General features: G+C 50.1%; 17 protein-coding genes and 1 pseudogene. 11 read left to right on the top strand and 7 right to left on the bottom strand.

The annotated features are described in order from the left end of the window. Positions 1–419 precede the first annotated feature (419 nt). From HA51_RS08610 to HA51_RS08600, 3 genes are all read left to right on the top strand, one after another. Positions 420–998 (top strand): hypothetical protein, encoded by a 579-nt coding sequence (locus HA51_RS08610; protein ID WP_084934130.1) that lies wholly within the window; start codon positions 420–422, stop codon positions 996–998. A gap of 365 nt (positions 999–1,363) precedes the next feature. Beyond that, a complete protein-coding gene (locus HA51_RS08605) occupies positions 1,364–1,678 on the top strand; it encodes a BON domain-containing protein (protein ID WP_084934129.1) in 315 nt (104 codons plus the stop codon). A gap of 443 nt (positions 1,679–2,121) precedes the next feature. Then, positions 2,122–2,481 carry a hypothetical protein gene (locus tag HA51_RS08600; protein WP_084934128.1) on the top strand — a complete coding sequence of 120 codons (360 nt, stop codon included), beginning with the start codon at positions 2,122–2,124 and terminating at the stop codon, positions 2,479–2,481. 443 nt (positions 2,482–2,924) lie between these two features. Here the strand turns inward: HA51_RS08600 and ompW are convergent, their stop codons facing one another. Beyond that, positions 2,925–3,557, bottom strand: a complete 633-nt coding sequence (gene ompW, locus HA51_RS08595; RefSeq protein ID WP_084934127.1) for an outer membrane protein OmpW — start codon at positions 3,555–3,557, stop codon at positions 2,925–2,927. A gap of 188 nt (positions 3,558–3,745) precedes the next feature. Between ompW and HA51_RS27750 the strand changes: the two are divergent. The 4 genes and pseudogenes from HA51_RS27750 to yciA form a co-directional block, all read left to right on the top strand. Further along, a pseudogene (locus HA51_RS27750) lies at positions 3,746–3,838 on the top strand (YkgJ family cysteine cluster protein); the annotation flags it as partial. A 27-nt stretch (positions 3,839–3,865) separates the two neighbouring features. Then, positions 3,866–4,600, top strand: a complete 735-nt coding sequence (locus HA51_RS08590; protein ID WP_039334634.1) for a YciC family protein — start codon at positions 3,866–3,868, stop codon at positions 4,598–4,600. Between the two features lie 59 nt (positions 4,601–4,659). Continuing rightward, complete coding sequence (locus HA51_RS08585) at positions 4,660–5,199, top strand: septation protein A (RefSeq protein WP_084934126.1); 540 nt, start codon at positions 4,660–4,662, stop codon at positions 5,197–5,199. Positions 5,200–5,251: 52 nt separating this feature from the next. Continuing rightward, the gene (gene yciA / locus HA51_RS08580) at positions 5,252–5,671 is read left to right on the top strand and encodes an acyl-CoA thioester hydrolase YciA (protein WP_084934125.1); all 420 of its coding nucleotides are present in this window, start codon (positions 5,252–5,254) and stop codon (positions 5,669–5,671) included. Positions 5,672–5,718: 47 nt separating this feature from the next. On the opposite strand, the gene tonB is transcribed toward yciA, so the two are convergent. Further along, on the bottom strand, positions 5,719–6,453 hold the full coding sequence (tonB, locus tag HA51_RS08575) for a TonB system transport protein TonB (RefSeq protein WP_211282923.1): 735 nt from the start codon (positions 6,451–6,453) through the stop codon (positions 5,719–5,721). Positions 6,454–6,658: 205 nt separating this feature from the next. On the opposite strand from tonB, the gene HA51_RS08570 reads away from it, so the two are divergent. Together HA51_RS08570 and HA51_RS27185 are read left to right on the top strand one after the other, a co-directional pair. After that, positions 6,659–6,955, top strand: a complete 297-nt coding sequence (locus tag HA51_RS08570; protein ID WP_084934123.1) for a YciI family protein — start codon at positions 6,659–6,661, stop codon at positions 6,953–6,955. A gap of 3 nt (positions 6,956–6,958) precedes the next feature. Next, positions 6,959–7,129, top strand: a complete 171-nt coding sequence (locus HA51_RS27185; RefSeq protein ID WP_169718779.1) for a hypothetical protein — start codon at positions 6,959–6,961, stop codon at positions 7,127–7,129. A 16-nt stretch (positions 7,130–7,145) separates the two neighbouring features. Here the strand turns inward: HA51_RS27185 and HA51_RS26900 are convergent, their stop codons facing one another. Then, positions 7,146–7,319, bottom strand: a complete 174-nt coding sequence (locus HA51_RS26900) for a YciY family protein (protein WP_139810657.1) — start codon at positions 7,317–7,319, stop codon at positions 7,146–7,148. Between the two features lie 162 nt (positions 7,320–7,481). Here HA51_RS26900 and cls point away from each other — a divergent pair, with 162 nt between their 5' ends. Further along, a complete protein-coding gene (gene cls, locus HA51_RS08565; RefSeq protein ID WP_084934122.1) occupies positions 7,482–8,942 on the top strand; it encodes a cardiolipin synthase in 1,461 nt (486 codons plus the stop codon). 36 nt (positions 8,943–8,978) lie between these two features. Next, on the top strand, positions 8,979–9,308 hold the full coding sequence (locus HA51_RS08560) for an HI1450 family dsDNA-mimic protein (RefSeq protein ID WP_211282922.1): 330 nt from the start codon (positions 8,979–8,981) through the stop codon (positions 9,306–9,308). A 56-nt stretch (positions 9,309–9,364) separates the two neighbouring features. Here HA51_RS08560 and oppF read toward each other — a convergent pair whose 3' ends face one another. From oppF to oppB, 4 genes are read right to left on the bottom strand one after another with little or no spacing between them, the layout of a single operon-like run. Further along, entirely contained in the window at positions 9,365–10,369 is a 1,005-nt protein-coding gene (gene oppF, locus HA51_RS08555; protein WP_084934120.1) for a murein tripeptide/oligopeptide ABC transporter ATP binding protein OppF, read from the bottom strand. Further along, positions 10,366–11,385 (bottom strand): ABC transporter ATP-binding protein, encoded by a 1,020-nt coding sequence (oppD, locus tag HA51_RS08550; RefSeq protein ID WP_084934119.1) that lies wholly within the window; start codon positions 11,383–11,385, stop codon positions 10,366–10,368. Before oppD ends, oppF begins: the two co-directional genes overlap by 4 nt. Before the next feature lie 11 nt (positions 11,386–11,396). Then, positions 11,397–12,305, bottom strand: a complete 909-nt coding sequence (oppC, locus tag HA51_RS08545; protein ID WP_084934118.1) for an oligopeptide ABC transporter permease OppC — start codon at positions 12,303–12,305, stop codon at positions 11,397–11,399. 15 nt (positions 12,306–12,320) lie between these two features. Then, a complete protein-coding gene (gene oppB, locus HA51_RS08540) occupies positions 12,321–13,241 on the bottom strand; it encodes an oligopeptide ABC transporter permease OppB (protein WP_038646657.1) in 921 nt (306 codons plus the stop codon). Positions 13,242–13,268 lie beyond the last annotated feature (27 nt).

The following is a 13,268-nucleotide window of genomic DNA, read 5'->3' as shown; positions in this document are numbered from 1 at the left end:
ACATTCTTTCCTTTAACGAAAAACTTGATATCATCAATTACTGACACATTAAATCCTTCACCGGGTCGTGACAATTCTAGCCATTGCCCTTCTATCATTTTCTATGGACTTTCAAAATCACACTCATGAATTCATGAATGTTATGATCCCATTTATTCATTGTAATAATGATTGACATTAATACTCCATTTACTGATGTAATTGATAGTCTGAATACTGCTCACCACAGGAAAAACATTAGGACGTTGACTGTGATGGCTCATCTTACATTCCAATCACCCCAAGTACTCACACTGACCTTGCCAATCAACAACTACTAGTTTTGGTAGTACTGATTTGGTTCAAAGAGAGTAAACTGCTCGCGTAATAACTATAAAATGTAATCAGTTACGCACTTTACTTCTCTAAAGGGACTACCTATGAATACGCTTCTCAAGGCCTCCATCGTTGCATGTGTGGCTGTTGGGCTATCTGGCTGCGCTATTAGCCTGCCTTTTAATAATCGTCTTGCTTACTCATCTATTACGGATATGAAGTCTGTTCAGGTTCAGGGTGAAAGACCGAAACTGTCTATTGTTTGGAATCCAGCTGATTTCCCTCAACGTATCGATATTCACGGATCTGATGGTTTCGTGGGTGGGGGCTCTCGCACACGACTGCCCACAGGTGTTGCATTGTCTTCGAGAATTGAAGAAGCCATTTCAACTTATGCAGACATCACTGCGGGTGGCAAGAATTTGACCATCACAGTGCTTGAAGCACGTTCAGGCTTTGAATACTCAGCAGGTATGTTCAACATCACTCCTGCGATTGATGTCGGTACAGTGACATTAAATGCAGCGTTTAATCTAAATGGTAAAACCTGGACCCAGCAATTTTCTTCGCATAAAAAGGATCCAACCATTGGAGGCACCAGCCAGACGGGTATTCTCGAAAGTGCATGGGATGACGTTGCGGTTCAGGTTGCTAAAAACATAGCCTCACACATTACGCCTTAAACATTATGCCTTGTAGCTATGAGTGTGGTTCGTCAAGAGAGCTGCAGGGCATTTCAACTTTCCAGCGTAAGAGCCCTGGAAGCTTGTGGATTAATCTAAGACCCGCCTCACCTTAATGATCTACATTCTGTATTAAAGAATCAGCATCATCAGTGTTCACCAGCCATTTTTGATTCATTATCCCCCTTCTCGCCCAGCCACGCTGCCACCCTGCATTCACGGCACGTATTAACCCAATGAGTGGCAAAACCTACGCCATTCAAACTTTTTCACTCTCCGCGATTTGCTGATTCGCCAACCCCAGACCACAATTAGATGCACCGTCTCGTTGCGGTGAAACACCATCTAAGACAGGGAGATAACCAATGAATCTTTTCAAAGTCGTTGCAGGATTTTTGATGGCTGCATTTATGGCACTGACACTCAGCGCCTGTGCACCAACCGCTACACAGGAAGGCACCGGGGGCTACCTTGATGATACGGTGATAACAACCAAGGTTAAGGCTCAGCTATTGCACGATGAATCGCTGAAATCGACCGAGATCAATGTAGAAACCTTCAAAGGTAAAGTGCAGCTAAGCGGCTTTGTCAGCTCACCGCAGATGGCGAATCGCGCCGTAACGGTGACCCGCAGTGTTGAAGGGGTGAAATCTGTAGTCAACAACATGCAGATTAAGTAACAGTTTACAGATAGCATCATGGGTGGCCTTTGGCCGCCCATTTTTTTTACAATGGGCCCGATCGCCGCCACATGGGTCGTGCGCCTGAAATTTTATTTTTGCCACATTAGCTGTCAAATTCACCTGATTAGTGCCATTTAATACTGAAGTCAAAACGCAATATCCTTATTACTGACATCACATTCTTGCATTTCCCTCCCTGTTCATCAGGTTAATTGAATGAGTTTTACTAAGATGCGCGAGACTATTGATTTGGTATGTTGTTAGCATTCCTCACACTTGGCAGAAATGGTACTGAACGGCTGAATAAAATTAAGAATATTACCCATAACAAAAATAATTCCATTAGTCAGCATTAAGCATAATCTCGAAATTAATATTGTGTGTGCAATAAATATCCAGGACACTAGCTAAGAATTATAATAAAAAGGGAATTATCAAAAATGAAGGCTACTGCTAAGCTTGGATTGTTATGCACATTGGGAATGTTGCTGTGTGGATCCGGTTATGAAGTTGCTTCACAACCCACGGGAAACCAGCAAGATCCGATAATTTGCCTTAAAGTTCATAGCAACGATGCTTTGAAGTCAGTAAAACAAGATTTAATTGAGAGTCTGCATCCTGAGATGTCAGGAAAGCAGCTTATCACTATGAATTCCTTGTTATTTCATGGGGATGAGATTAAAAGGGAGGGGACGAAATTTCTTATCCCTTTCACCCTCAACGATCGTGGTAGTCAGATTCATTTTCAGGCTATAGTGAAATGCTCAGATTTAAATAATATTGAATACGATAAACTATAAGTTATGTAAGCCGCATCATTCATTAAACTTTGAGTCTCCTTCAGGACTCGCACACAGCTAACGGAAATATCATGTATAAATCAACAAAGTATTATATTTCACAACATACTTCGAGAACTGTGCTGCTCCATAAAGAAGGCTGTCAGTATTTGCCTCGACCTGATTCTCGTACGTTTATTGGAAGCTGTTATACGCCAGCGCAGGCATTAACCGTTTCATTAATGCAATACAGTAACATTCACTACTGCCCTCATTGTTTGTCTGAGGTAACGCATGCCAAAGTTGCCCCCGTCAATCCCCCTCTTCTTATTCCCTTGTGCGGGGCAAAAAAGCCGCCTAAAAAGCCCAAAGAGAAGCAACTGATAGCGGTAAGGCACTTCCCTGTTTAACCGACCGTAAATTTACTGCATAACGCGACGGGATGACGTCGCGTTATGGCTCCATCAGAAGCGGTAGCCCACACCAAAGAAGAACACCCAGGGATCAATTCGCGTATTAATGTTCTGTTGTTCACCGTTTGCTTTGAATTTCACTTCGGTATCGATATCCATGTACCACAATGAAGCGTTGAGCATCCAGTCGCGATTAATTTGATAATCCATCCCCACCTGACCGGCAATACCCCAAGAATCTTTGACGCTTAAATCGCTTAAGCCTGCATCCTGGCCCGTCTGATTAAATTTGGCATCGTAGAATGTGGTGTAGTTGATCCCAACACCGACATAAGGGCGTACCGGGCTATTGTGCTCAAAAAAGTAATACTGTGCCATTAACGTCGGTGGCAGTTGGCGCACGGTCGCCAGATTACCCGTTGGCCCCAATCCAACCTTGTGGCGGAACGGCGTAGCGGCTAATAGCTCAACACCGATATTGTCGGTGGCCATGTAAGTGAAGGTTAAGCCTAGCTGCGTATCGTTGCTCACGTTAAAACCACCCATACCCAGCACATTATCAGAGCCTTCGGTCGGGCGAACGGTGGCACTACCCGCACGCATAAAGAAATCCCCGGCTTCATGAGCCAGTGCCCATTGAGGAATGGCCAGAGCCATCAACAGCGCGCATTTTGCCAGTTTCATAATCACTCCTTTGCAGAAAAGTAGGGTCTCAATGTTGATTGCGGCACAAGATCTACCCCTTTTTCGGTAAAAGATCATCTGTATCAATTCAAATTAATCACTTAAAAAACAATGGATTGATTCAGATCAATTTTGGTGTCGCAGCCTAAATGAAAACCCGTTGCGGCAGCCTGTCAGGCGTCATAGTTGCGCGGCTTAATCCTTCTTTACCTCAGATGACAGAAAGTTATGGTATTGCGGGTGCCAGCATGCCCGTAGAACATGTACAATCGCCGGGTTAATTAACCCGGTTCCATCAAGGAGAGTACATGTCTATCACGGCAAGCTCGTTATACCGTGACACAGGAAATTTTCTGCGCCATCAGCTGGTTACTATTGTGCTGATGGCATTGCTGACGTCGTTCATTACCGTGATCGTGGGTCATGCATTAACGCCAGGCGAAGACCAGTTATCGTTGCTCAGCCAAGCCGATGACAGCGCAACATCGCTGTTTGAGCTGGTCCAGAATATGTCACCCGATCAACAACGCATTTTGCTGCGCGCCTCCGCTGCTGGCACCTTTGCTGCGCTGATTGGCAACACCCTGTTGTTGGGCGGTATGTTGTGTCTGATTCCACTGGTTTCTAACGGCCAACGCGTAAGCGCCTTGCGTGCGATTGGTGCCTCTGCGCCTTTATTGCCGAAACTGCTGCTGCAAACCTTCCTGATCACCTTGCTGGTTCAAATTGGCTTTATGGTTCTGATGGTCCCCGGCGTTATTCTTGCGATCCTGTTGTCACTGGCGCCGGTGATGCTGGTGAGCGAGAAAATGGGTGTCATTGGTGCCATGCGTGCCAGTATGAAACTGGCGTGGAAAAACATGAAAGTCATCGCACCGGCCATTGTGCTGTGGCTTTTGGCTAAAATCGTGTTGATGTTCCTCGTATCATCACTCACCGTATTGCCGGTGAATATCGCCTCCGTTGTGATGAACGCGCTGGGCAATCTGGTTTCTGCCATCCTGATTATTTATTTGTATCGGCTGTATATGCTGTTACGTTGACGGCTAAGGCGCTCTGCGGGGCGCCTTGACTGAACGATCCTGCCCTAACTGGAAACACTATGAAGCAGTTACTCGATTTTCTTCCCCTGGTAGTTTTCTTTATCTTCTACAAGCTGTACGACATTTTTGTCGCGTCAGGTGCCCTGATTGTCGCAACGGGATTAGCACTGGTCGTAAGCTGGGTGCTGTATCGCAAGCTGGAAAAGATGACCATCTTTACCTTCGTGCTGGTCGCGGTATTCGGAACATTGACGCTGGTGTTCCACAATGATGAATTCATTAAATGGAAAGTGACCGTCATTTATTCCCTGTTCGCGCTGGCGCTGCTCTATAGCCAGTGGTTCATGAAACAACCATTGATTCAGACCATGCTGGGCAAAGAACTGCAGTTGCCAGGCGGCGTGTGGCGTCGGCTGAACGTGGCTTGGGCGATCTTCTTCCTTACCTGCGGCTTGGCAAATATCTATGTTGCATTTTGGTTATCACAAGAGTTTTGGGTTAACTTTAAAGTGTTCGGTCTGACCGGCCTGACCCTACTGTTTACGCTTTTAAGCGGCGTGTACATCTGGCGACAGATGCCACAACAAGAACAAAAATAAGAAACCCGCCCGACACAGTCGGGCTTCTCTTCATCTGCAGAAGAACTGAGCAATGGACGAAAAACATAAATTGCCGCAAGGCGAGATGGTGTCGCGTACCCTGGCGATGCCAGCGGATACCAATGCTAATGGTGATATCTTTGGCGGCTGGTTAATGTCGCAGATGGACATGGGCGGCGCCATCATGGCCAAAGAGATTGCCGAAGGTCGTGTCGTCACGGTGCGCGTGGATGGTATGTCATTCCTGAAGCCTGTGGCCGTCGGTGATGTGGTGAGCTGTTATGCGCGTTGCATCCGCACCGGTAACAGTTCAATGACCATCAATGTAGAAGTGTGGATCAAAAAGGTATCGTCAGAACCTATTGGACAGACCTATTGTGCGACGGAAGCCGTATTCGTCTATGTCGCCGTGGATCACTCAGGTCAATCTCGCCCACTCCCCCCAGGAAGAGCCAATCTCAGCGAAGAGTAGCGATAAAAAAAGCGGTCAATGACCGCTTTTCTATTATGACGAGCTTATTACTCTATGCTGGCGCCGCCATTGAAACGGAACACGATGTTCATCGTCAAACCCGTACCCGGGCGACCCGCTTGATAACGCCACTTCCTCATCGCATTTTTCACATCACGCTCAAACATGTTACGCGGGTTAGCGGAAAGAATTTCAATGTTATCAACGCGGCCATCGCTATCCACATCAAATTTAACGCGGACGTTACCTTCAATACGCAATGCTTGCGCTCGCGCCGGATAAACAGGCTTACTGACGTTCACGGCTTTCGGACCATCGGAGATGGTTTGCGTCGGGGATGGATTGCTTTTCGGCGCAGTCGTAGGACGCGTTTGCGTAGTAGGTGCGTCTTGCTTAACCTGATTTTCCTGTGGCTTCACTTCCTGGCGCGGCTTCGGCTCAACTTTCTTCTCAACCTTGGGTTTAGGCTTAGGCTTGGGTTTCGGCTTAGGTTCCGGTTTCGGAATGGGCACAGGCTCGGCCTTAGGCGGCTCAGGCGCGACCTCTGGCTCAGGTTCGGCCTCAGGCTCAGGAGGCGGTGGCGTGACCTGCGCAGGAGCAGGTTCTGGCTGGACTTCCGGCGCCACCATCGTCACGCTGATTGGCTGGGATGCTTTCGGAACCTCAATGGTCTGATGAAACGATGCATAGAGAATGCCCGCAATCAGCGATCCGTGAAGCACCACGGATAAAATCATAGCTACGGGTGTACGTGTAGGAAGAGGCGTAGTCAACGTCGTCATATCAGTCATATTCATTGAGTGAAGGGCAGATTTTAAATGCAAATAGCAATCAGTTTCAATAAGCGATGTGCAAGCTGCTATCAGAAAGGCTTTTTTTAGCGCCAATTGCGCTATTAACTAGTGTAATTATCTTTCATTTGCACTCTGATTAACGATCACTTAACGTGTCTCGCAATTTCGGCAAGTCTAACGGGAGTACCCCATCGTGCTTTACGTCATTTATGCGGAAGATACCGCAGATTCACTGGATAAACGCAATTCCGTACGCCCTGCGCATCTCGCGCGCTTGCAGTTGCTGCAGGATGAAGGTCGTCTGATCGCTGCTGGCCCGTTGCCTGCGGTAGACAGTAATGACCCAGGTCCAGCAGGCTTCAGCGGTTCCGTGATTATTGCTGAGTTTTCTTCTCTGGAAACAGCACAATCTTGGGCCAATGACGATCCGTACATCGCCGCTGGCGTGTATGAGAAAGTGGCCGTTAAGCCGTTCAAACGCGTTTTCTAATCGATGTGGCAGTCAGTTTTACTGCTGGTGGCAGTGTTTGTGCTGATTAGCAGAGCGGTATGGGTTTGGCGCCAGCAAGGCTGGCGTCACGCTCGGCAGCATATTGTCATGTTAGTTGTGCTGGCCGCAGCGTTGCAGATTGTGAACGTGTCTTTGGTATTACGCGGCGCTTAGTGGCCGCGTATGCCCTTCAAATATCTTGGGTGATGAACAGAATGGAACGGCGATGCTGTTGCGCCACCTGATGACGGATAGTATGAATCCGTTTATAACGACGTGACTGCCCTTCCAGCCAACGTGAGCGACGACGGTGTACCTGACGTAACATTCTCCAGCGCGCAACTTCATTTCTGCTTCGTCTCATCACATCCTCTCAGACAGGCTACACTCGGCAGGCATTATAAAGATCTGTTCGAAAATGCCAAATCGAAAGCTTCATCAAACCTTCATTCACGATTAAAGGTTTCACTAGTGCTGATCAGCACGTAAACTTTGCTCATCAAAGCGCGAACAGGATGTCCACTTAATGACAACATTTTATACCCTGATCAGTTGGTTGCTGTTGTTCGGCTACTGGTTGCTGATTGCGGGTGTCACACTGCGTATTCTGATGAAGCGCCGTGCCGTCACCTCTGCAATGGCCTGGTTGTTGATCATCTATATTCTGCCACTGGTGGGTATTATCGCGTATCTGTCGTTTGGTGAGCTCCACTTGGGTAAGCGACGTGCGGAACGAGCCCGCACCATGTGGCCCTCAACCGCCAAATGGCTTAATGACCTCAAGCAGTGCCGCCACATCTTCGCGACCGAGCACAGTGACGTTGCACGTTCATTATTTGAACTCTGCCACCATCGTCAGGGGATTGCGGGTGTAAAAGGCAATCAGCTACAGTTGCTCACAAACTCTGATGACGTGATGCACGCGTTGATTCGTGACATCCAATTGGCTCGTCACAACATCGAGATGGTGTTTTATATCTGGCATCCGGGCGGCCTGGCGGATGAAGTAGCGGAGTCATTGATGGCAGCCTCACGTCGCGGCGTACATTGTCGCCTGATGCTGGATTCAGCCGGCAGCGTGGCGTTTTTCCGCAGCCCATGGGCCAATATGATGCGCAATGCAGGTATTGATGTCGTTGAGGCTCTCAAAGTCAGCCTGCTGCGTGTTTTCCTGCGACGTATGGACTTGCGTCAGCATCGTAAGGTGGTGCTGATCGATAACTACATCGCTTACACCGGCAGCATGAACTTAGTCGACCCTCGCTTCTTTAAACAAGATGCTGGTGTTGGGCAGTGGATTGATCTCATGGCGCGCATGGAGGGCCCTGTGGCCACCACCATGGGCATCGTTTACGCCTGCGACTGGGAGATTGAAACCGGCAAGCGCATTTTGCCCCCCGCACCAGACGGCAATATCATGCCGTTTGAACAAGAGAGCGGCCATACCATCCAGGTGATCGCATCTGGCCCCGGTTTCCCAGAAGATATGATTCACCAAGCGTTGCTCACGGCTGTTTACTCTGCACGTGAGCAACTGATCATGACGACACCTTATTTTGTCCCCAGCGATGACTTGCTACACGCCATCTGCACAGCGGCCTTGCGCGGCGTTGAAGTCAGTATTGTGGTGCCCCGCCACAATGATTCGCTGTTGGTAGGTTGGGCCAGCCGTGCCTTCTTTACCGAGCTGCTGGAAGCGGGCGTTAAAATCTATCAATTCGAAGATGGTTTACTACACACTAAAAGCGTACTGGTTGATGGCCAGTTAAGCTTAGTGGGCACCGTTAACCTCGATATGCGCAGCCTGTGGCTCAATTTTGAAATCACGCTGGTGGTGGATGATGATGGCTTTGGCAGCGATTTAGCTACCGTACAGGATGACTATATTGCCCGTTCACGCTTACTGGATGGCGCGCGCTGGGCTAAACGTGCGTGGTGGCAGCGTATCGTTGAACGACTGTTTTACTTCTTTAGTCCTTTACTGTAAAACGAGCGAAAATATTACCGCCTCAGGCAAGCAGGAATGACTATGGATTTAAATAATCGCCTTACCGAAGATGAAACGCTGGAACAGGCTTACGACATTTTTCTTGAGCTAGCTGGCGATAACCTTGATCCCGCTGACATCATTCTGTTCAATTTGCAGTTTGAAGAGCGCGGCGGCGCAGAGCTGTTTGATCCGGCTGATGACTGGCAGGAGCATGTTGATTGTGATCTCAACCCTGACTTCTTCGCGGAAGTGGTGATTGGTTTAGGTGAAGCGGATGGCGAGCCGATTACCGATATCTTTGCCCGCGTCCTGCTGTGCCGCGAGAAGGATCACAAGCTGTGTCATATTCTGTGGCGCGAATAGTCGTCAGCAACGCATAAAACAACGCCGGGCAATTGCCCGGCGTTTTCATTTACAGCTTAGAGCGGATCAACTTTCAAGCAGGATACCGCATGGCGGAAACTGCCTTCCAGTAATGGACGCGTTTTGGCGCATTCCGGTCCGGCAATCGGACAGCGCGTGCGGAACACACAGCCCGACGGCGGATTGATTGGTGACGGTAATTCCCCTTCCAGCAACTGAATCTGCTTATTCTTCTCCAGATCCGGATCGGGAATCGGCACCGCCGACATCAAAGCACGGGTGTAGGGATGTTGTGGATTGTTGTACACCGAGTCGTAAGTCCCCAGTTCCACCGCATGACCGAGATACATCACCAGTACGCGGTCAGAGATGTGCTTCACCACCGCTAAATCGTGCGCGATGAAGATCAGCGACAGTCCCATCTCTCGCTGTAACTTCTGCAGCAGGTTCACCACTTGCGCCTGAATCGACACATCCAACGCCGATACCGGTTCATCGCAGATGATCAGCTTCGGCTCAAGGATCAGCGCACGAGCGATACCAATACGCTGACATTGACCACCTGAAAACTCATGCGGATAACGGTTGATGAGGTTTGGCAACAGCCCAACCTTCATCATCATGTTTTTTACCTTATCCTTCACTTCCTGCTTAGCCATCTTCGGATAGTAGGTGCGCAGCGGTTCTGCAATGATATCGCCGATAGTCATACGCGGGTTTAGCGAGGCCAGCGGATCCTGGAAGATCATCTGGATATCACTGCGCGCCTGGCGCCACTCTTGCTGGCTTTGACCGAGCAGATCACGCCCCAGCCACGCCACACGGCCTTCGGTGGCCTTGACCAGCCCAATGATGGCACGCGCCAGCGTCGATTTACCGCAGCCGGATTCTCCTACCACGCCAAGCGTTTCGCCCTCGTAGAGACGCAGGCTGACACCGTCGACTGCTTTGAGGGTTTTCGGGGGCTGCCAGAACCACTGTTTGCCATCTTTAATCTCGAAATGCACCTTGAGATCGGCGATTTCCAGTAAGACTTTTTTCTCTTCAATCACGGTGCTCATACCAATTCCTCCACGGGCTTGAAGCAGGCACGCAGGCGGCCTTCAGCAAACGGTTCCAATGGCGGTGATTTCGCGCACACGTCCATCGCATAAGCACAACGTGGCTGGAACGGACAGCCCTGAGGCAAGCGCAACAGGTTAGGTGGATTACCCGGAATCGTGGTCAGCGACTCGCCCTCTTCCGCATCCAGACGCGGCACCGCGCTGAGCAGGCCAATCGAATACGGATGTGCCGGTTGATAGAACACATCACGCGCGCGACCGTACTCCATGGTACGCCCTGCGTACATCACCAGCACCTTGTCACAGATACCGGCAACGACGCCGAGGTCGTGAGTGATCATAATGATGGCCGTGTTGAACTCGCGTTTTAGCTCGTTCAGCAAGGTCATGATTTGCGCCTGCACCGTCACATCCAGCGCGGTGGTTGGCTCATCGGCAATCAGCAATTTTGGACGACACAGCAGCGCCATCGCAATCATCACGCGCTGCCGCATGCCGCCTGAGAACTCATGCGGATACATTTTCATGCGTTTGCGCGCTTCTGGCATCTTAACCGCATCCAGCATCCGCACTGACTCTTCAAAAGCCTGCGCACTGTTCATGCCTTTATGCAGCTTGAACACTTCCATCAGCTGCTCGCCCACCCGCATGTACGGATTGAGCGAGGTCATCGGATCCTGAAAAATCATCGCAATCTGTTCGGCACGCAGTTTGTTTAGCTTATTTTCCGGCAGATTGAGGATCTCATTGCCGTTAAATTTCGCTGAACCGCCAATGCGGCCATTTTTTGCCAACAAGCCCATTAGCGCGAATGCCGTTTGCGACTTGCCCGATCCGGATTCGCCAACAATACCCAGCGTTTCACCGGCATGAAGCGAAAAGTTGAGATCGTTTACCGCAGTGACATCACCATCGTGAGTGCCAAATGTGACGCGCAAATCTTTGACGTCCAGCAGCAGGTTACTGTTTCCCGCACGTGCAGCCATTGCTGGCTGAAATTCATGAATGGTCATCGGGAAACTCCTTAACGATCTTTCGGGTCGAGGGCATCACGCAGGCCATCGCCGATAAAGTTAAAACAGAACAGCGTGACCACCAGGAAACCTGCCGGGAACATCAGCAACCACGGAGACACTTCCATGGAGTTGGCGCCATCACTCAGCAACGCACCCCAACTGCTCAGCGGCTCTTGCGTGCCCAGGCCGAGGAAACTCAGAAAAGATTCAAAGAGAATCATGCTGGGTACCAGCAGCGAGGCGTAAACCACCACCACGCCCAGCACGTTTGGCACGATGTGACGCAGCACAATATTAAAGGTGGTAACCCCACCCACCTGCGCGGCTTCAATAAACTCTTTACGCTTTAAGCCCAGCGTCTGACCACGCACGATACGTGCCATATCCAGCCATGACACCATGCCGATCGCGACGAAAATCAGCAGGATATTACGACCGAAGAAGGTCACCAGCAGGATCACGAAGAACATGAACGGGAAGGAGTTGAGGATTTCCAGAATACGCATCATCACTGAGTCGATCTTGCCGCCGAGATAACCCGCTAATGAGCCATACAATGTACCCACCAATACGGCGATCAATGCGGATGCAATGCCAACCATCAGCGAGATACGTCCACCAATGGCAACGCGCACCAGCAGGTCGCGGCCTGAAGAGTCGGTGCCAAACCAATGGCCCGAAACGGTATCCGGCGCCGCTGACATCATCGCCCAGTCGGTATCATCATATTTGAACTGAGATAACACCGGCGCTAACACCACAAACAGGGTGATCACCAACAGCACCAGCAGGCTGATAAATGCGGCACGGTTATGGATAAAGCGACGACGCGCATCCTGCCACAGGCTGCGCCCTTCGACTTCCAGTTTCTCACTGAAGGCATCCAGAGCTTCGCTATTTTTCTTACTTAACATCATGGGCGAACTCCACCATCAGTAACGGATTTTCGGATCGATCACGGCATACAGCACATCAACGATCGCGTTAAACAGAATGGTCAGCACGCCAACCAAAATGGTCAGGCTCATGACCAGCGAGTAGTCACGGTTGAGTGCCCCGTTAACAAACAGCTGGCCGATACCTGGCAGGCCATAAATGGATTCAATCACCATTGAACCGGTGATAATGCCGACGAATGCAGGCCCCATGTACGAGAGCACAGGTAGCATCGCAGGTTTCAGCGCATGACGCAGAACGATACGGCGCAGCGGCAGGCCTTTGGCGCGCGCGGTGCGGATAAAGTTGGAGTGCATCACCTCAATCATCGAGCCACGGGTGATACGCGCGATGCTGGCGATATAAGCCAGTGACAGCGCGACCATCGGCAGCAGCATGTAATTCCACTGTCCGCCGTTCCAGCCGCCGCCCGGCAACCAGCGCAAGGTGATGGCGAAAACCAACACTAGCAGCGGCGCGACGACAAAGCTGGGTATCACAACGCCCGTCATGGCGACCCCCATCACCGCATAATCCCAGAGGCTGTTCTGCTTCAGCGCGGCGATCACACCCGCAGTGACACCGAGAATCACTGCCAGGAAAAACGCGGCCAAACCCAACTTGGCTGAAACTGGGAAGGCGTGGCCGACCAAATAGTTTACCGAGTAATCTTTGTATTTAAACGAGGGGCCAAAATCGCCATGCGCCAGTTGCACCAGATAACTGACGTACTGTTTGCCGATCGGATCGTTAAGATGATATTTGGCTTCAATGTTCGCCATCACTTCAGGCGATAGCGTACGCTCGCCGGTAAATGGACTGCCGGGTGCCAGTCGCATCATAAAGAATGAGATGGTGATCAAGATAAAGAGCGTCGGGATCGCTTCCAAGAGCCGACGCAAGATGAATTTTAACATTGCCGTACCTACCAGGCTGTTGCTTCA

Origin of the sequence: Pantoea rwandensis (assembly GCF_002095475.1) — a bacterium.
GTDB lineage: Bacteria > Pseudomonadota > Gammaproteobacteria > Enterobacterales > Enterobacteriaceae > Pantoea > Pantoea rwandensis.
The sequence above is the reverse complement of the archived record's forward strand: the minus strand, read 5'-3'. Positions and strand labels throughout refer to the sequence as shown.